The sequence below is a fragment of the Streptomyces sp. NPDC058470 genome, from assembly GCF_042721055.1.
GTDB lineage: Bacteria > Actinomycetota > Actinomycetes > Streptomycetales > Streptomycetaceae > Streptomyces.
This window is the reverse complement of record NZ_JBHXMF010000031.1, coordinates 54,087-72,428: the sequence shown is the minus strand read 5'-3', so window position 1 is coordinate 72,428 and position 18,342 is coordinate 54,087. Positions and strand designations below refer to the sequence as shown.

At 67.0% G+C, this 18,342-nt stretch carries 13 protein-coding genes and 1 pseudogene; 7 read left to right on the top strand and 7 right to left on the bottom strand.

Translation table 11 applies throughout. The features are described 5' to 3' along the window. Window positions 1–69: 69 nt before the first annotated feature. A complete protein-coding gene (locus ACFWP7_RS23040) occupies window positions 70–534 on the bottom strand; it encodes a recombinase family protein (RefSeq protein WP_384383864.1) in 465 nt (154 codons plus the stop codon). A 155-nt stretch (window positions 535–689) separates the two neighbouring features. Between ACFWP7_RS23040 and ACFWP7_RS23035 the strand changes: the two genes are divergently transcribed. From ACFWP7_RS23035 to ACFWP7_RS23025, 3 genes and pseudogenes are all read left to right on the top strand, one after another. Beyond that, on the top strand, window positions 690–1,940 hold the full coding sequence (locus ACFWP7_RS23035) for an XRE family transcriptional regulator (protein ID WP_384383862.1): 1,251 nt from the start codon (window positions 690–692) through the stop codon (window positions 1,938–1,940). After that, window positions 1,931–2,452, top strand: coding sequence for a GNAT family N-acetyltransferase (locus tag ACFWP7_RS23030; RefSeq protein WP_384383859.1), 522 nt, complete (start codon window positions 1,931–1,933; stop codon window positions 2,450–2,452). Before ACFWP7_RS23035 ends, ACFWP7_RS23030 begins: the two co-directional genes overlap by 10 nt. Before the next feature lie 99 nt (window positions 2,453–2,551). After that, a pseudogene (locus ACFWP7_RS23025) lies at window positions 2,552–2,805 on the top strand (class I SAM-dependent methyltransferase); the annotation flags it as partial. Here the strand turns inward: ACFWP7_RS23025 and ACFWP7_RS23020 are convergent. The 3 genes from ACFWP7_RS23020 to ACFWP7_RS23010 all read right to left on the bottom strand — a co-directional run bounded on the left by ACFWP7_RS23020 (window position 2,805) and on the right by ACFWP7_RS23010 (window position 9,949). After that, window positions 2,805–5,060, bottom strand: a complete 2,256-nt coding sequence (locus ACFWP7_RS23020) for a restriction endonuclease (protein ID WP_384383856.1) — start codon at window positions 5,058–5,060, stop codon at window positions 2,805–2,807. The pseudogene ACFWP7_RS23025 and the gene ACFWP7_RS23020 sit on opposite strands and share 1 nt — an antisense overlap. 350 nt (window positions 5,061–5,410) lie before the next feature. Then, window positions 5,411–8,152 carry a pyruvate, phosphate dikinase gene (ppdK, locus tag ACFWP7_RS23015; protein WP_384383854.1) on the bottom strand — a complete coding sequence of 914 codons (2,742 nt, stop codon included), beginning with the start codon at window positions 8,150–8,152 and terminating at the stop codon, window positions 5,411–5,413. 597 nt (window positions 8,153–8,749) lie between these two features. Beyond that, the gene (locus ACFWP7_RS23010; protein WP_384383851.1) at window positions 8,750–9,949 is read right to left on the bottom strand and encodes an ROK family protein; all 1,200 of its coding nucleotides are present in this window, start codon (window positions 9,947–9,949) and stop codon (window positions 8,750–8,752) included. Window positions 9,950–10,092: 143 nt separating this feature from the next. On the opposite strand from ACFWP7_RS23010, the gene ACFWP7_RS23005 reads away from it, so the two are divergent. After that, window positions 10,093–11,706 carry a hypothetical protein gene (locus tag ACFWP7_RS23005; protein WP_384383849.1) on the top strand — a complete coding sequence of 538 codons (1,614 nt, stop codon included), beginning with the start codon at window positions 10,093–10,095 and terminating at the stop codon, window positions 11,704–11,706. Then, a complete protein-coding gene (locus tag ACFWP7_RS23000) occupies window positions 11,703–13,640 on the top strand; it encodes a glycogen debranching N-terminal domain-containing protein (protein ID WP_384383846.1) in 1,938 nt (645 codons plus the stop codon). The genes ACFWP7_RS23005 and ACFWP7_RS23000 overlap by 4 nt, the downstream gene beginning before the upstream one ends. 9 nt (window positions 13,641–13,649) lie before the next feature. Here ACFWP7_RS23000 and ACFWP7_RS22995 read toward each other — a convergent pair whose 3' ends face one another. The 3 genes from ACFWP7_RS22995 to dusB all read right to left on the bottom strand — a co-directional run bounded on the left by ACFWP7_RS22995 (window position 13,650) and on the right by dusB (window position 15,954). Further along, window positions 13,650–14,087, bottom strand: a complete 438-nt coding sequence (locus ACFWP7_RS22995; protein WP_384383975.1) for a VOC family protein — start codon at window positions 14,085–14,087, stop codon at window positions 13,650–13,652. Between the two features lie 142 nt (window positions 14,088–14,229). Further along, window positions 14,230–14,760, bottom strand: a complete 531-nt coding sequence (locus tag ACFWP7_RS22990) for a hypothetical protein (RefSeq protein WP_384383843.1) — start codon at window positions 14,758–14,760, stop codon at window positions 14,230–14,232. A 42-nt stretch (window positions 14,761–14,802) separates the two neighbouring features. Beyond that, window positions 14,803–15,954, bottom strand: a complete 1,152-nt coding sequence (gene dusB / locus ACFWP7_RS22985; protein WP_384383841.1) for a tRNA dihydrouridine synthase DusB — start codon at window positions 15,952–15,954, stop codon at window positions 14,803–14,805. Between the two features lie 81 nt (window positions 15,955–16,035). On the opposite strand from dusB, the gene ACFWP7_RS22980 reads away from it, so the two are divergent. Then, a complete protein-coding gene (locus ACFWP7_RS22980) occupies window positions 16,036–17,487 on the top strand; it encodes an MFS transporter (RefSeq protein WP_384383838.1) in 1,452 nt (483 codons plus the stop codon). Window positions 17,488–17,559: 72 nt separating this feature from the next. Further along, window positions 17,560–18,279, top strand: a complete 720-nt coding sequence (locus ACFWP7_RS22975) for a tetratricopeptide repeat protein (RefSeq protein ID WP_384383835.1) — start codon at window positions 17,560–17,562, stop codon at window positions 18,277–18,279. Window positions 18,280–18,342 lie beyond the last annotated feature (63 nt).

Genomic DNA, 18,342 nt, shown 5'->3' with positions numbered 1-18,342 from the left:
AGCCGCTTACGGAAGGTGCCTAGGAGCCCTCGACGAGCGCGGTGCACAGCGCCTGGCCGACCGGGACCGTCATCCGCCGTTCGGCATCGCGTCAGGCCGTGCAGCCTCCCGTACGCAGAGGAAGCCGCCGCGCTTCTCGACCTCTGCCGCGACTTCGTCGAACTCGTCATGTCGGGGAGAGATCATCGAGCGGTACGCGGTCAGGACTGCGCCGACGGCGCTCACTTGCACCAGATCCAAGGCCGTCGCGAGCCCGTCGCGTCCCTGTGGCGGAAGCAGGCCGGTGTTGTCGCAGATCTCATGGGTGGCCTCCCATCCGAATGCCTCGGCGTACTCACGGCACTCAGAGATCGCCTGCTGCGGATTCGCATTGCCGGCAACGCACGCGTAGATGACGACTTTGAAGCGCTCACTGCCTGCACTTCCAGCGATGCTGGTGGCTTTGGGCTGACTCACGCTCGACACCGCTTCGGCTCCGTTCTCACGACGGGGAAGTGGCGGCGGCGCACCACCTTCGGTGAACGTGGTGTGCATCTGAAACCTCCTCGGGGTCAGGTTCGCCTTGAATCAAGTGGACCGCTGAACCAGACCTGAGGCATAGGTGATTTCCGCAGGTGCCAGGCGCGTGACCCCGGTGATTTTTACCTTCAGGGTGTCGCCGCAGCTTGAGGCAGAGCTACCGTGCGGTTGTGGGAGAGAACCGGAAGTTCGCCAAGGCATTGGCCGAACTCAACATGTCCCAGCCGGAGTTAGTCCGCCGCCTCAACGAGGAGATCGGGGCGCTGACCGGGCGGGAAGGCCGTCTGACGGCCCGAGATGTGCGGAGGTATCTCAGAGGCGAGACTCTGTGGCCGCACGAGAAGCAGCGAATCCCCCTTGAGAGAGTGTTCGGCCGCTCCGCCACCGACTTGGGGTTCGTCCCCCGGTCGAAGAACGCGCACCAGGCACCACCGGAGGACCCCGTGCATCGCCGCACCTTCATCGCCGCCACCACTGGGACAGCTGTCGCTCTCGCATCGGCCGGAGTGCGTCCACGCCTCGGCCAGAGCGACGTTGACCGGTTCCAGAGGGAGTACTCCAAGATCGTCGCGAAGGATCAGGAGCTGGGCGGAGCACACAGGGTCGAGAATGCCGCAGTCGAGTTGGCGATGCGCATTCAGTCGGCGCTCGCGGGCGGCGGTGCCTCAGCCCGCGTCCGGACCAAGCTGTACAGCCTGGCTTCAGACGTGACGTGTTCAGCGGCCTTCGCTGCCATTGACGCACAGGCGCGGACGCGTGCTCGCACTCATCTCGACAAGGCCGTGACCCTCGCCGGACTCTCGGGAGACAGTGAGACCCAGTACCACGTATGGAACCACCTTGCGATGGTGGCCGTTCAACGCAAGGACTTCGCAGAGGTGTCTGCCGCAGCCGATGCCGCGAAGATCCAAGGCATCGCGAAGAAAGACCCGCTCTACGCTTCCCTCGCTCACATGCGCAATGCCCACGGGTACGCCGGTGGCAGACAGCGTGCTGACGCGTTGCGGGCGATTGCCTCGGCGGAGCAATCGTTCGCACGACAGAGTGAACTGGAGCGCCCTCCATGGATCGGCTTCTATGACCAAGCCGAGTTCGACGGCCTGACCTCGATCGTCTGGTTGAGGCTCGGCGAGCCAGACCGGGCAGAGTTCCACCTCCACCGAGCTCTTGCCACGATCCGTCCCGACCTCGTCCGCAATCGCACGTACTACTCAGCCCACCTGTCGCTGGCGCAAGCCCAACAGGGAGACTTGGAACTCGCGTGTATCACCGGGGATCAGACTGCGGAAATGCTCAGCACGGTCCGCGGATCGAAGCGGACCACTGACACCCTGGAGAAGGTCCGGAAGATCGTGGTGACGGCAGGATCACGTGAGCCCGAATTGCGGGGCTGGGCGGAGAGGGCACAAGGGTGGATCTGAAGGCGTACACACACGAGGACGCGGGCGACGTCCGGGAGATGCTCCTCGACATGCACGACGCCGTCTACGACGGTGGCGGAGATCGTTTCCGGGCGAGGGAGCGCTTCTCCTACTTCGTTGACCTGTGGAGTGGCAAGGATGGCTGGTCGTGCGTCGTCGGTTTCGACGAAGGTGCGCCGACCGGATTCGCGTATGGAGCGCCATTCGGTCCCGGAGGCTGGTGGAAGGGTTCCGAGCGCCCGGAATCAGTCGCACCCGATCTCACGGTGTTCGCGCTGTCCGAACTCATGGTGATGAAGAGGTGGCGAAAGACCGGGGTCTCGGCCGAACTGCATGAATCGCTGGTACTCAGCCGCTCCGAGGATGTGGCGACGCTCCTCGTCGATGTGACGCACCCCAAAGTTCAGGACCTGTACGGGGTGTGGGGCTATGAGAAGGTCGGCGAGCAGAAACCGTTCGAGGACTCGCCTGTCTTCGCAATCATGGTGAAGAGACTGAAGGTCTCGGCCTGACACCAGGAGGGCGCCGCCGGCACCACCGTCCTGACGGGTTGGTGGTACCGGCGGCCACAAAAACGCGGAGGGGCGGCATCCCCGCTCAAGACGTACGCGCTGCCGCCGGCGCCCGCGCGCGTGCTGGACGTGGGAGGCGGGGCGGGGGTGCACACGGAGTGGCTGGTGCGCGACGGATACGAGGTCTCCCTGGTGGCCTCGTTCCCCGTCACGTTGAGCAGGCATCGACCAGCTGCTCAGCATCCAGGGGAGACGCACGAGCGCTGGACGCAGAGGACGCCGCCTATGACCTCGTTCAGCTACTCGGTCCGCTCTACCACCTGCCCGGTGATGGTGATCGCCCTAGAATTCTTTAATCAGACGACGTGCGAAGTGTTTGCATCATGCTTTGAATTTCTCTCGCCTCACTCCGAGCGGAGATGGCACGTTCAATTCGCGGAGTCGAATAATTTGGCCGATGTGTTGAATCGTAATCATCCAGTCGCTGCAAAACTACCCCGTAATCATCACGATCGACTGGCGCATCCGTATCGCTACCTTCGTAATAGCCAATAATCTGCTTCATTTCCGACCCAGACCCTGTGGGATCCCGGCGAGTCTCCGCCCAATCTTCAAAGGCTCCCTCAGCGTAGTCATCGCGTATCGAGTCGAGTCTATCTAGGGCCTCCGACACCTCGGCCGTGGGATCGTATTCTTCGATTGCACGCAGGAATTCATCCGCCTCTTGAATGAGATTCCAGTCACTCAGATCGCTCAGGATCCATTCGACTGCCCATTCGATACACTCTACTAGAATCTCCCGAACTCTCGGCTCCTCATCGCGTGAGAGAGATTGCAGTAGTGAGACTAGGTCAGTTGAATCCGAAGCATTCAATACGAGGTTTTCAACGGACGCCGCATCGAGCGCAAGATTCTGAATCACCTGCGAATTAACGCCTCTGCCCAACTCCAGGCACAACCAGGCCCGACGGACGTAGTCCTTTTTTTGCTGATAGGCAGGTTCGGCATGAAAAACGCCTGACGCTACATCTTCAAATTGCTCCTTTCGTTTCCTATAGACATCCGCTACGGCCACGTTGACGGTGGGGGGAAACAGGGCCCAGAGCGCCTCCAGCTGCTCAAACCTCTTCACGATTGACACAAGGGATACCATCTCTTCCATGTCTGATTTGACATAGCTCACCAGGTAGTCCCGGACTGACGGATTATGAAAACCTACGTACACGCCAGGAATCTGCTGCACACTTTTCAACATCGTTCCGTCGAGCACATTCAAGGCGCGCCGCAAAGTCCTTAGGGACTCACCAAGCTCAACCCAAAGTTCCTCAAGAACGCTGAGGTGAAGGTCCCCAAGGAAGGAAAGCATAATTTTCAGAAGCTTGACATCAGTCTCGTCAAGCTGATTCCGCACAATGTGATCCCAAATCCGCTGTGGGTGTTCGAGATTAGCAATCAGGTCGTCAACCAGCGATTCAGGGCGACCTGATAGAAACTCATGGTCCGCTAGGGTTGCAGCGATGATTCGGGGATTGAAATTTCGATGCTCAATGATCTGGTTATAGACACGCGGGTCAGCAATGGACTCTTTGACGGCCTGCGGAAGCTGCGAACAGTAAACGTGGTTGTAGAGAATCGAAGCCCTAGCCCTATAGGTGTAATCTTCGAGGTCAATAACGCAGGTGTGAACGTCAAACGAATGCCTATCGAGACGCTCATACCGCCGCCTAGCCTGAGCAAGAATGTATTCACGCGTCGTAAGGATGAATCGCTTGTTCGGGCTGCTAGAGGCACGCCTCATCAGCGAGAGAAGGCGACTATCCTCATTCTTTCCGAGCTTCTCATCAAAGGTCGTTTGGCCAAGGAAATCATCGTAGTAGAAAACTTGACTCAGCTCGTCATCCCACATGCGATTCGCTTCATCAGCATCCTCGGAAATCTCCACCAACTCATACCCCAAGGCCATGTAATGCGCACTGAGGACCCGACTTAGAGTTGTTTTTCCAATTCCAGGAATTCCCGCAATCACGCATACGCGCTTATCGTCCAAAACCTCCAGAGCTCTCGCATAGCTAGGATTGATCGCGTAAGTCCAAAGCGTCTTATCGAACTCACGAGCCAATGCCTGAGATCGCGTCAAGACATTCTTAGCTAGCAATGAATTGAGGACGGACGCGCTTGTTAGCCAGAGACGCAGGTGCCTGCGGACCACGTGGTCATGCTTTCGAAGAAGCGCATCAATTTCATCCTTCCCATAGATATCGCTGGGCGTTAGCACGTAAGGCTTCAACGCATCGAACAGCTTATCTTTCGCTCCCTTGGTGAGCGGAACCGAGGTAGCCAGGATATACCGCTGAGGCTTCAGTTTTTCAACCTTCACGGATTCGACATTTTCGATATGCTCAATCAACTTTGCGCGCCCCGACCTGTGCCAATGTTTGCACTGCACAATGAGCGACTCCCCCGCCGGGCGGAGGTGACGCAAGTCGACACCGCCATCTGCACCAGCAGAGAAAATCTCAAGCCGTACGCCGAGCTCTTCTTCCAGCAGGTCTTTACAGACCGCTTCAAAGTCGAAGTCGGTCAAACGAGTCAGGTCGAACGTCTCCATGGCCCTCCCCTGTTGGCGCCCAGACCAGTATCGATCGCAAGAGGGCAACCCGTGGTGATATCTGGAGACTTCTCATCAGAGCCATGAACTGCGGGCACGTGTGACGGGCGGTCAGCCTACGGTCCTTCCAGTCTTCTGGAGGGCACAACGGGCTCACGCATGCCCAGCGACAACCAACGCAAGCAAACGCCATACCTCCTGCTTAGCGACCTAGCTTGACAGTCTTCGCAGAAGCCCGAAGGGGCGGCACCCCCGCACAGGGTGCCGCCCCTCCTTCGTGCACCGGAACCGCCATCAAGTCGGTGAGGGTCGGGGTGACCCGACAACAGTCCCGGGGGTTCAGTGGTGGGTCAGCGGTGGTCGCTGCCCGATGATGACGACGCCGCGCGCCCCGCCTCCAGGCGGGCCACCGGGATCCGGAACGGGGAGCAGGAGACGTAGTCGAGTCCTACTTCGTGGAAGAAGTGGACCGACTCGGGGTCTCCGCCGTGTTCGCCGCAGACGCCGAGTTTCAGGTCGGGGCGGGTCTCGCGGCCGGCGACGGCGGCATCGCGTACGAGCTTGCCGACGCCGTCGCGGTCGATGGTCTCGAAGGGGGAGACGCCGAAGATGCCCTTCTCCAGGTAGGCGGTGAAGAAGGAGGCCTCCACGTCGTCGCGGGAGAAGCCCCAGACCGTCTGGGTGAGGTCGTTCGTGCCGAAGGAGAAGAACTCGGCCGCCTCGGCGATCTGCCCGGCCGTCAGCGCGGCGCGCGGGAGTTCGATCATCGTGCCGATGGCGAGCTTGAGTTCGGTGCCCGTGACGGCCTGGACCTCGGCGATGACCTGGTCGGCCTCGTCGCGGACGATCTCCAGTTCCTGCACGGTGCCGACGAGCGGGATCATGATCTCGGCGCGCGGGTCGGCCTTGGCGTTCTTGCGCTCGGCGGCGGCCTCGGCGATCGCCCGTACCTGCATGGTGAAGAGGCCGGGGATGACCAGGCCCAGGCGTACGCCGCGCAGGCCCAGCATCGGGTTCTGCTCGTGCAGGCGGTGGACGGCCTGGAGGAGGCGCAGGTCGTTCTCGTTGGAGTCCTTGCGGGACTCCGCGAGTGCCACCCGGACCGACAGCTCGGTGATGTCCGGCAGGAACTCGTGCAGCGGCGGGTCGAGGAGCCGGACCGTCACCGGCAGGCCGTCCATCGCCTCGAACAGCTCGATGAAGTCCTGCTTCTGGAGCGGCAACAGCTCCTTGAGCGACTCCTCGCGCTCGGCGTCCGTGTCAGCCAGGATCAGCCGTTCCACGAGCTCGCGGCGGTCGCCGAGGAACATGTGCTCGGTACGGCACAGGCCGATGCCCTGAGCGCCGAAGCGACGGGCCCGCAGCGCGTCCTCGGCGTTGTCCGCGTTGGCGCGCACCCGCAGCCGACGGACGCGGTCCGCGTACGCCATGATCCGGTGCACGGCGGCGACCAGTTCGTCGGCGTCGTCGGCGCCCGCGTGCATCCGGCCCTCGAAGTACTCGACGACCGGTGACGGGACGACCGGGACCTCGCCCAAGTACACCTTGCCCGTCGAGCCGTCGATCGAGACGACGTCGCCCTCTTCGACCACGACACCGCCCGGCGAGGTCAACCGCCGCCGCTTGGTGTCGACTTCGAGCTCCTCGGCGCCGCACACACACGTCTTGCCCATGCCGCGCGCGACCACGGCCGCGTGGGAGGTCTTGCCGCCACGGCTGGTCAGGATGCCCTCGGCCGCGATCATCCCGTCGAGGTCGTCCGGGTTCGTCTCACGGCGGATCAGGATGACCTTCTCGCCCGAACGCGACCACTTGATCGCGGTGTACGAGTCGAAGACCGCCTTGCCCACGGCCGCACCCGGCGAGGCCGCGATTCCCCGGCCGATCTGATCGACCTTCGCCTGGTCGTCGAAGCGCGGGAACATCAGTTGTGCGAGCTGCGCGCCCGTCACCCGCTGCAGCGCCTCCGCCTCGTCGATCAGACCCTGGTCGACGAGCTGCGTGGCGATACGGAAGGCCGCGCCCGCCGTGCGCTTGCCGACGCGCGTCTGGAGCATCCACAACTGCCCGCGCTCGATGGTGAACTCGATGTCGCAGAGGTCCTTGTAGTGGTTCTCCAGGGTCTTCATGATCTGCATGAGCTGGTCGTACGACTTCTTGTCGATCTGCTCCAGCTCGGCGAGCGGGACCGTGTTGCGGATGCCCGCGACGACGTCCTCGCCCTGCGCGTTCTGGAGGTAGTCGCCGTACACGCCCTGGTGCCCGGAGGCCGGGTCACGGGTGAAGGCGACTCCGGTGCCCGAGTCGGGGCCGAGGTTGCCGAAGACCATCGAGCAGACGTTGACCGCCGTACCGAGGTCGTGCGGGATGCGCTCCTGGCGGCGGTAGAGCTTGGCGCGGTCGGTGTTCCAGGAGTCGAAGACCGCGTGGATGGCTAGGTCCATCTGCTCGCGCGGGTCCTGCGGGAAATCCCGCCCGGCCTCGGTCTTGACGATCTTCTTGAACTTCGTGACCAGCTTCTTCAGGTCGGCCGCTTCGAGGTCCGTGTCGACGGTGACCTTCTTGGCCGCCTTCGCCGCCTCCAGCGCGTCCTCGAAGAGCTCACCGTCGACGCCGAGGACCGTCTTGCCGAACATCTGGATGAGACGGCGGTACGAGTCCCACGCGAAGCGTTCGTCACCGGCCTGCTGGGCCAGGCCCTGCACCGACTTGTCGGAGAGCCCGATGTTCAGGACGGTGTCCATCATGCCGGGCATGGAGAACTTCGCCCCGGAACGGACGGATACGAGCAGAGGGTTATCGGCCTGCCCGAGGGTCTTGCCCATCCGCTGCTCCAACGCGTCGAGGTGCGCACTCACCTCGTCACGCAGTGCCGCCGGCTCCTCGCCGCTGTCGAGGTAGGTCTTGCATGCCTCGGTGGAGATCGTGAAGCCCGGGGGGACGGGAAGACCCAGGTTGGTCATCTCGGCGAGGTTCGCTCCCTTGCCGCCGAGGAGGTCCTTGAGGTCCTTGTTGCCCTCGGTGAAGTCATAAACGAACTTCACGCCTTCGACCGCGCTCTCAGCTACGTGGGGATCTTTGTTTTCCGACACGAGTCTCGACTCCTCGACGTCGCGGTGGCTGCCCTGACGACGGGGAACATACCCAGATCGAAGGCATCTGGGTACGTCCACTTGTGCGTCATGTGCCTGTAACCACTCGTCCGCCACCAGATCGAAAGTCAAGGCTTGGCAAGCGATGAGGTGGCGATGTTTTCACTTCTTGAACGTGCCGACCCTCACAGACCGGCTTATCCACTCATCTGAGCGACCCTTGCTACGCCTGAGTTCAGTTGCTGAACGATCAAGGGGTGGCACTGAGTGCCACCCTTTGGAGAAGTGCAGCCGCTCATGATCCGCTCATCTGAGCCTACTCCCTATCAAGCGTGGCGAGAATCACGCCGGAACGAAGGCCAGATTTCACCATGCGGACCACGATGTGGACACGTCACACGGATGTCACACGACTCGATGAGCCGATGGATGTCACACGACTCCCCGAGCCCGTGCCGATGCCCTAGCCCGAGCCGGCGTCGATGCCCTAGCCCGAGCCCGTGCCGATGCCCGAGCCGACGCCGATGCCCGAGCCAACGCCGATGCCCTAGCCCGAGCCCCGAGCCGGTGCCGGTCACGCGCGGAGCACCCAGCGGGTCACACCCCCAGCGCCGCCAACCGCTCCTCGACCCGCTCCGGCGCGTACAGGTACTCCACGACCAGCGCCCCGGCCCCGACCAGACCGGCCCGCTCGCCGAGCCGCGAGGTCACCACGTCCAGATGAGCGGTGGAGCGGGGCAGCGCCCGCTGGTACAGCAGTTCGCGTACGCCCGTAAGGAAGGGAGTTCCGGCCAAATCTCCGGCGATCATCAGGACACCGGGGTTGAGCAGCGTCACCACGGTCGCCAGTACGTCACCCACCTGGCGCCCCGCCTCCCGAGCGAGCGCCATCGCCTCCGGGTGCCCCGACGTCAGCAGATCCCGCACATCCGATCCCGAGGCGGCCGCCACCCCGGACTCGACGAGCCGGCGCGCCACCGCACCGCCACTGGCCACGGCGGCCAGACAGCCCCGTGATCCGCACCGGCACAGCACGTCGGCGCCCACCCGGATGTGCCCGATGTCACCGGCGCCGCCGTCGATCCCCCGGTAGATGGTGCCGCCGACGACCATTCCCGCGCCGATACCGGTGGAGACCTTGACCAGCGCGAACGCCGAACAGTCCGGGTAGCCGGTGCGCTGCTCCCCGTACGCCATGAGATTGGCGTCGTTGTCGACGAGTACGGGGACGCCGGGCCTGGCGCCCGCGTGATGGGCGAACGCGCGGCCCAGCCGGCCTCTTATGTCGTAACCGTCCCAGCCCGGCATGATCGGCGGCTGCACGACCCGGCCGGTGTCGCTGTCGACCGGACCCGGCACCGCGAGTCCGATGCCGCACACGGCTTCAGCGGGTTTTCCGGCCTTCACCAGCAGGTCGGCGAACCAGCGGCCGAGCTCGCCGAGGACCGCTTCCGGGCCCTCGTCGATGACCAGGAGTCCCGACTGCTCGGCCAGGATCTCGCCGGTCAGGGTGAGGACGGCCGCCCGGCCGTGCCGGGTGTCGAGGTCGGCGGCGAGGACGACGGCGTGGGCGTCGTCGAATTCGAGGGTGATGGAGGGGCGCCCGCCCAGCGGTGAGCCCACCGGGCCGCCGGCGCCCTCGCGCAGCCAGCCCGCACGGAAGAGCCGGTCGAGGCGCTGGCCGACCGTGGCCCGGGAAAGACCGGTGGCCTGTTGCAGCGCCCCGCGCGTCGTGGCGCGTCCGCTGCGCACCAGTTCGAGCAGCTCTCCGGCGGTTGCCTGATTCCCTGCCCTCATGGTCCTGTCCGCCCTTCCTGACATGCCCACCCTCTTGCGTTCCTCAACTCTGCATTACATATTGAGTTTTGCGTGTTAAATAGACGTAACCCTACGGTAGCTACAGCCGAACTGGTCGGCAGGATGTCTTCCGGGAGACCTGAGTGGACCGCACAACCCAGCTCACCGCCTTGCGCACGGGAATCACCACCTCCGTACGCACCTCAGGCACACCCCTGGCCGCCTCGGGACCACCCACCTCGCCCGGTCGGGCCGAGGTGACCCGCACCGGAACACTTGTATACGATCCTGCCGAGACGGCGGGTTCGCTGCACCTCAGGGCGGCCCGGGTACTGAACGGCAACTGGACGGGAACGTCCACCGTGCCCTCGCGCGGTCTGTACCCGCACCAGTGGTCCTGGGACTCCGCCTTCATCTCCATCGGGCTGCGCCACCTGTCCCCCCTTCGGGCGCAGACGGAGCTGGAGACACTGCTCGGCGCGCAGTGGGGCGACGGCCGGATCCCGCACATCGTCTTCAACCCCTCCGTGCCGCTCGACGCGTACTTCCCGAGCCCCGACTTCTGGCGCTCCTCGACCGCGGGGGCCGCCGCGGGCGCCCCGCGCACCGTACAGACGTCGGGCATCGTGCAGCCACCGGTGCACGCGCTCGCCGCGTGGCTGGTGCACCAGGCCGACCCGGGCCTCTCACGGGCCCGCGGTTTCCTCTCCCGCGTCTATCCGCGCCTGGCGGCCTGGCACCGCTATCTGCTGCACCGCCGGGACCTGGGCGGCGGGGGTCTGGCCTCGGTGGTCCACCCCTGGGAGCAGGGCATGGACAACAGCCCCTGCTGGGACGCCCCGCTGAGCCGGATCACCCCGGCCCCGGCCCGCTCCTTCCGCCGCGCCGACCTCGACCACGGGGCCGCCGAGACCCGGCCGACGGATCTGGACTACGGGCGCTATGTGCGACTGGCCACGAACTACCGGGACGGTGGGTACGCCGACGGCGGCGGCGAGTTCGCGGTCGAGGACCCCTCCTTCAACGCACTGCTGATCGCCTCCGAGCACGCCCTCGCCCACATCGCACAGGAACTGGGCGCGGCCGGAACCGCCCGGCACGCCCGCGCGGAGCGCCTCACGGCGGCGCTGGTGGAGCGGCTGTGGGACCCGGCGGAGGGGATGTTCTTCTGCCGGGACGTGTACGCCCGTGGTGAGGGCCAGGGCCCACAGCGGGACGGATGTGCCGGGGAGCTGATCCCGGCGCGCAGTGTCTCCGGCCTGATCCCGCTTCTCCTCCCCGCGCTGCCCCGCGACATCGCCGCCACCCTCGTGCGCACCGCGAGCGGGTCGCACTTCGGGCTCGGTGACGCCACGCAGCTCGTGCCGAGTTACGACCTGACCGGGGACGCATTCGATCCGCACCGTTACTGGCGCGGTCCCGCCTGGTTCAACACCAACTGGCTGCTGGAGCGCGGCCTGCGGCTGCACGGCGAGCAGGCGCGCGCGGACGGCCTGCGGGCAGCGCTGCTCGACACCGCCGGGGAGTCCGGGTTCGCGGAGTACGTGGACCCTTACACCCGCGAGGCCTGCGGAGCACTCGGCTTCAGCTGGACGGCCGCGCTGACGCTGGACCTGCTGCACTCACCCACGGGGGCGGACCAGTTCGCCTCCCACCCGGGACACGAGACGTTCGACAGGGCACACAGCGCGAGCACCTACGGGAACGCGCGCGCATACGCATTCGAGACGGGCGCCAAGGGAGGGGACCGGGGATGACGGACCGGCATCATCTGCTCGTGCACGGTGGCACGTTCGCCGCCGTGGGCGACGGCGGGGACATCAACGGGGTGCGGGGCGGCAGCTCCCCGGACGGCTTATTCGTGCGCGACGCACGACATTTGAGCCGCTGGCAGCTGACCCTGGACGGCGCGGTGCCCGAGGCACTCACGCCGGTCGCGGACGGCGACACGGCGCGCTGTGTGCTCGTACCCCGCGGCGGCCGCAACGAGCCGCCCGCGTACACGGTCTTCCGTGAACAGGCCGTCGCCGAGGGCGGGTTCGTGGAGGCGCTGCGGGTCACCAGCAACCGCCCGGCGCCCACCACGGTCCGCGTCGCGGTCACCGCGGACGCCGACTTCACGGACCAGTTCGAGCTGCGCTCCGACTACCGCACATACGCCAAGACGGGCGTCGTCCGCACCCGCCAAGTCCTCGACGACGGCGTGGAGTTCGGCTATCAGCGCGGTGAATGGCGATCCTGTACGACGGTCACCTCCGAGCCCGCCCCGGACGGCGTGGAGGAGACGGGCACGGGCGCCCGTCGCCTCGTATGGACCCTGGAACTCCAGCCGCACGGCAGCGCGGAGCTGTCGCTGCGGGTCGCGGCGCGTCCGCACGGCGCCGCACACGAGCCCGACGTACCGCTGTCCCCCGCCGCCGCGAACGACCAACTCCTCGCCCTCGAAGGGGAGTTCACGGAAGGCGTGCCCTTCCCGACCGGCTGGCCGGAGCTGGCCGCAGCCTGCGCGCGCGGCCTGTCCGACCTGGCCGCGCTCCAGGTACCGGCCCACAGTCCGGACGGCGAGGAACTGCGCGTCCCGGCCGCCGGAGTGCCGTGGTTCCTGGCCCTGTTGGGCCGTGACGCGCTCCTGACCTCCCTCTTCGCACTCCCTTACCGCCCCCAGCTCGCCGCCGCCACGCTGCCCGCACTCGCCGCGACGCAGGCGACCGAGGTGGGCGCGGAGGCGGTGTCCCAGCCCGGCAAGATCGTGCACGAGGTGCGGCACGGGGAGTTGGCGCACTTCGGGCAGGTGCCGTACGGGCGTTACTACGGTTCGGTGGACGCGACGCCGCTGTTCCTGGTGCTGCTCGGCGCCTACACCGAGCAGACCGGCGATGTGAGCGTGGCCCGCCGCCTTGAGGCCAACGCCCGTGCGGCGATCGGCTGGATGCTGGACCACGGCGGGCTGACCTCACGCGGCTATCTCGTCTACCGCGCGGACGGCGGCGGCCTCGCCAACCAGAACTGGAAGGACTCCCCGGGGGCCATCTGTTCGGCCGACGGCAGCCGCCCCTCCGGCCCGGTGATGGCGGCGGGCGCGCAAGGCTACGCATACGACGCGCTGCGCCGCACCGCGCACCTGTCCCGCACGGTCTGGGACGACGAGGTCTACGCGGCCCTCCTCGAACAGGCCGCCGGCGACCTCCGGGACCGCTTCCAGCGGGACTTCTGGATGCCCGAACACTCCTTCCCCGCCCTGGCGTTGGACGGTGACGGCCGCCACGTGGACGCCCTCGCCTCCGACGCGGGCCACCTGCTGTGGTCGGGCCTGCTCGACAAGGAGTACGGCGAGCTGGTCGGCCGGCGCCTCCTGGAACCCGACTTCTTCTCCGGCTGGGGCGTCCGCACCCTCGCCTCCGGGCAGGCGGCGTACCACCCGCTCTCGTACCACCGCGGCTCCGTCTGGCCGCACGACAACGCCCTGATCACCCTGGGCCTGGCGAGGTACGGCCTGCACGACGAGGCGCGTACCGTCGCCCACGCCCTGGTCGACGCCGCCACGGCCGCCGGCCACCGCCTCCCCGAGGTCCTCGCGGGCTACGGCCGCGGCACCCACAGTGAGCCGGTGCCCTACCCGCACGCATGCGTAAGGGAGTCGAGGTCGGCGGCGGCACCGCTGGCGTTGCTGACGGCGGTGGGGGGAGCGTAGGCCCCAGCCCTAATCGTCGGGTTCGGTGAGCTCGGTGAAAAGGGTGAGCTGAAGGGCTCCCGGTGCTTCCAGCCGGGAGTTCAGCGAGTTCCAGGGGGTGCGCATCGGCTCCGCGATCACCTCAGCCCCGGCCGCGGCCAGCCTCGCCGTGGTGGCGGCGGAGTCGTCCACCTGGAAGGCGACGCGCACATGGCCGGCCACCCGCCGCCCGACCTCGACCTCGTCGATGAAGGCGGCGTGGTTCGGGTCGGTCAGCTCCAAGGTGGCCCGGCCGGCGTCGAGGATGGTGACCCGCCCGTCGGGCGCGGAGAACGCCCCGCGCTCGGTCAGGCCGAGGACGTCGCGGTAGAAGTGCAGCGCCGCGTCGTAGTCGGCCGCCGTGACGACGAGGCGGAGTTCACGGACGGCGGGTTCGGCGGCGACGGGCTTTTCGTCAGCACCGGGCATTCCGTCGGCACCGGGCATTCCGTCGGCGTCGGACATGGCGGCTCCTTGGGGATCGCGAGTACGAGCGAGTACGAGTTGGTCAACCGACCCGTCGAGCGGGCGATTCCCCTTGCGACGCCACAAGGCGGTCATGCTTGCGCGGCTACGAGGCGACCATGGCCGTACGGGCTTCCCCGATGAACTGTTCCAGCCTGTCGCGGAACGCCCCGTGGGTCTCGCCGAAGAGTTCGCGGGATCCCGGGTCGCCGCTCTCCGAAACCCGCGCCAGCGCACTGTTGGTCTCCGCTGCCGCCCGCATGAGGGCTTCGGCCGCTTCGGCGGCCGGGGCCGGACCCTCCAGCACGATGACCCGGACGCAGCGCATGAGGGGGTCGAAGGCGCTGCGCAGCTCGGTGCGGAGTTCCTGAATGTGCGTCAGTCGCTCGGTGGGGTCGACCAGATGGAAGAACGCTTCGCCGACTCTCCAGTACAGCTGGCCTGTGCTGTGCGCCTGTTCCATGAGGTCCAGATAGGCGGCCCGCCGGATCTCCCGGACCCGGCCCCGGTGCTCGGCCTGCGCGGATGCCTCCGCCTGGACCTTCGCCGCCCGTGCGTTGCCCACAGTGGTCACCCAACTGGCGAGCACCGCGGTCGCACCGGTGAACACCCCGACCCACACCACGCTGTCCGTCACCCGCACATCTTCGGCGAGCCGGATTCCCCCTGTCGAGGTCAACTACCCACCGGACGTGTCCAGTTCCGCGTCCTCGCCGATCCCCGCGCAGTCGTACGGGTCCTTGAGCCAACCCTCCGGCAGGACAACCCTGTTGTTGCCGGACGTACGCCCGCGGGGCCCGTCCGCGCCGAGCGGCCAGGGCTGGTCGAGGTCCAACTCGGCGAGCCCGTCGGAGAGTTCGGCGATGGACGAGGTGACGGCGAGGCGCCCCCGCATCTCGGAGCCGACGGCGAAGCCCTTGAGGTACCAGGCGACATGCTTGCGGAAGTCGATGACGCCACGCGCCTCGTCGCCGATCCACTCACCCAGCAAGGTCGCATGCCGGACCATCACGGCCGCCACCTCACGGAGCGTCGGGCGGGCGTACTCCTGACGCCCCTCGAAGGCGGCCACCAGGTCCGCGAACAGCCACGGCCGCCCCAGGCACCCGCGCCCGACGACCACCCCGTCGCACCCGGTCTCCCGCACCATCCGCACCGCGTCGTCGGCGGACCAGATGTCGCCGTTGCCGAGGACGGGGATCTCCGGCACGTGCTCCTTGAGGCGCGCGATGGCGTCCCAGTCCGCCGTGCCGCCGTAGTGCTGGGCGGCGGTCCGGCCGTGCAGGGCGATCGCCGTGACGCCCTCCTCGACCGCGATCCGCCCGGCGTCCAGGTACGTGATGTGTTCGTCGTTGATGCCCTTGCGCATCTTCATCGTGACGGGGAGATCACCGGCCCCGCTCACGGCCTCCCGGAGGATCGCCCGCAGCAGGTTCCGCTTGTACGGGAGGGCGGACCCGCCGCCCTTCCGGGTCACCTTGGGGACCGGGCAGCCGAAGTTCAGGTCGATGTGGTCGGCGAGGCCCTCCTCCGCGATCATGCGGACGGCCTTGCCGACGGTCGCCGGGTCCACCCCGTACAGCTGGATCGAACGCGGCTTCTCGGTCGCGTCGAAGTGGATCAGCTGCATGGTCTTCTCGTTGCGCTCGACGAGCGCCCGCGTGGTGATCATCTCGCTGACGAAGAGTCCCTTGCCGCCGCTGAACTCCCGGCACAGCGTGCGGAAGGGCGCGTTCGTGATGCCGGCCATCGGGGCCAGGACGACGGGTGGCTGGACGGTGTGCGGGCCGATCGACAGCGGGGGCGCGGGAACGAGGGTGGGCGTGGACATTCCCCCATTGTCACGTACGTCGGCGACTACGGCGACAGTCGTTAGTTAGACGCACTATCGAAACAGTCGTACGATGGTGGAATGCCCGAGCTGAGCCCCCGCCACCGCATGCTGGTGCTCGCGATCTGCTGCATGAGCCTCCTGATCGTGAGCCTCGACAACACGGTTCTGAACGTCGCCCTGCCCTCCATGCAGAAGGAACTGCACGCGAGCCTTGCAGGCCTGCAGTGGACGATCGACGCGTACACACTGGTCCTCGCCTCGCTGCTGATGCTGGCGGGCTCGACAGCCGACCGCATCGGCCGCCGGAAGGTGTTCATCGCGGGCCTGGTCATCTTCACGCTCGGCTCGCTCCTGTGCTCGCTCGCCCCGACCCTCGAAACACTCGTCGCGTTCCGCATGGTGCAGGCGGTCGGCGGTTCGATGCTGAACCCGGTCGCGATGTCGATCATCACCAACACGTTCACGGACCCGCGCGAGCGCGCCCGGGCGATCGGTGCGTGGGGCAGCGTGGTCGGCATATCGATGGCCCTCGGGCCCCTGGTCGGCGGGCTGCTCGTCGACTCGGTCGGCTGGCGTTCGATCTTCTGGATCAACCTCCCGGTGGGCCTGACCGCGCTCCTGCTCACCCTGCACTACGTCCCCGAGTCCCGCGCTCCCAGGGCCCGCCGCCCCGACCCGGTCGGCCAGATCCTCGTCATCGCGCTCCTCGGCTCCCTCACCTACGCGATCATCGAGGCGCCCACCTCGGGCGCCGTCAAGATCGTGGCCTTCGGCGCGGTCGCCGTCGCCTCACTGATCGGCCTCCTCCGCTACGAGCACCGGCGCGACGAACCCCTCATCGACCTGCGCTTCTTCCGCTCCGCGCCGTTCAGCGGGGCCACCGTCATCGCCGTCTGCGGATTCGCGGCGCTCAGCGGCTTCCTGTTCCTCTCGACGCTCTACCTGCAGAACGTACGCGGCCTCGACGCGCTGCACGCGGGCCTGTGGATGCTGCCGATGGCAGTCATGTGCTTCGTCTGCGCACCGCTGTCGGGCCGGCTGGTCGGCAGCCGCGGCCCCCGTGTGCCCCTCCTGATCGCCGGGGTCGCGATGACGGCGAGCGGGGTGCTGTTCGCCGCGTCCGAGGGCAAGACCTCGAACACCACGCTGATCATCGGCTACGTCCTCTTCGGCCTCGGCTTCGGCTTCGTGAACGCGCCCATCACCAACACCGCCGTCTCCGGCATGCCCCGCTCGCAAGCCGGCGTCGCCTCCGCCGTCGCCTCCACCAGCCGCCAGATCGGCGGCACGCTCGGCGTCGCGGTGATCGGCGCGGTGCTGGCCTCCGGGGTGAGCACGACGGCGTACAAGGACACCTTCATGGCGGCCGCCGGCCCCGCCTGGTGGATCATCGCCGGATGCGGCCTCGCGGTGCTCGTCCTGGGCGCCCTGACCAGCGGAGCCTGGGCACGGAAGACGGCCGAGCGGACGGCGTTCCGGCTGCAGCCGGAACCCGTGCGGACACGGAACTCGACGGGTGTGGGGGCCTGACACCGCGACCCCGTCCGCGCCCGGGCCGGCTGACCCGGGCCGGCTGACCCGCGCTGGCTAACCTCTTCCGGTATGACCTTCTACGAAGAGGCCGTCGAAGCCTTTCGCCGCCGCGAGATCGACGTGGTGCAGCGCCTGAGCGAGGCAGAGATCACCCGCGCCCAGGCTGCCGGTGACGTCGCCGCCGAGGTGGAAGCGGTGGGCTGTCTGGCACGTGTCGCCATCGTGGGCGGCGACCTGCCCGAGGCCCGACGTCTGGCCGAGGAGGCACGGGAGCTCGCACGGCGGACCAGCGACCGCCGCCTGGAGCGGACCCCCCTGCACATCCTGGCGGGCACCGCACGCATGGCCGGTGACGTGCCGGCCGCTCGCCGCCTGCTCGCGGAGAGCATCGCTCTCAACGAGTCCCTGGGCGAGCGCAGAAGCGTCGCGAACGAACGGCACAACCTGGCGTATCTGGAACTGCACGCGGGCGAGGTCCAGAAGGCCCGTGAGCTGTTCTCCGCGGCCCGCCGCGAGGTGGTGGAGGGCGAGATGACGGACGTGTACCCGCAGGTGGCTCTGAGCACAGCGGTCATCGCGGCCGCCGACGGCGACCACCGCCGTGCGACCCGGTACCTGGCAGCGGTCGACAGCGAACTGCGAAGGCTCGGGCATCAGCTGGACCCGGATGACGCCCAGGAGCACCAGACCCTCCGTGCACGGCTGGTGGAGGAGCTCGGCCGCGATTCGTTCGACGCCGAATACGGGGCGGGATCCGGCCAGGCCCTCCTGGAAGTGATCTCCCGGTAGACCACCGCACCGCGACCGGTCGGCCCGGACCGCCGTGACCCCGGCCGCCCTCGCCGTGCTCCA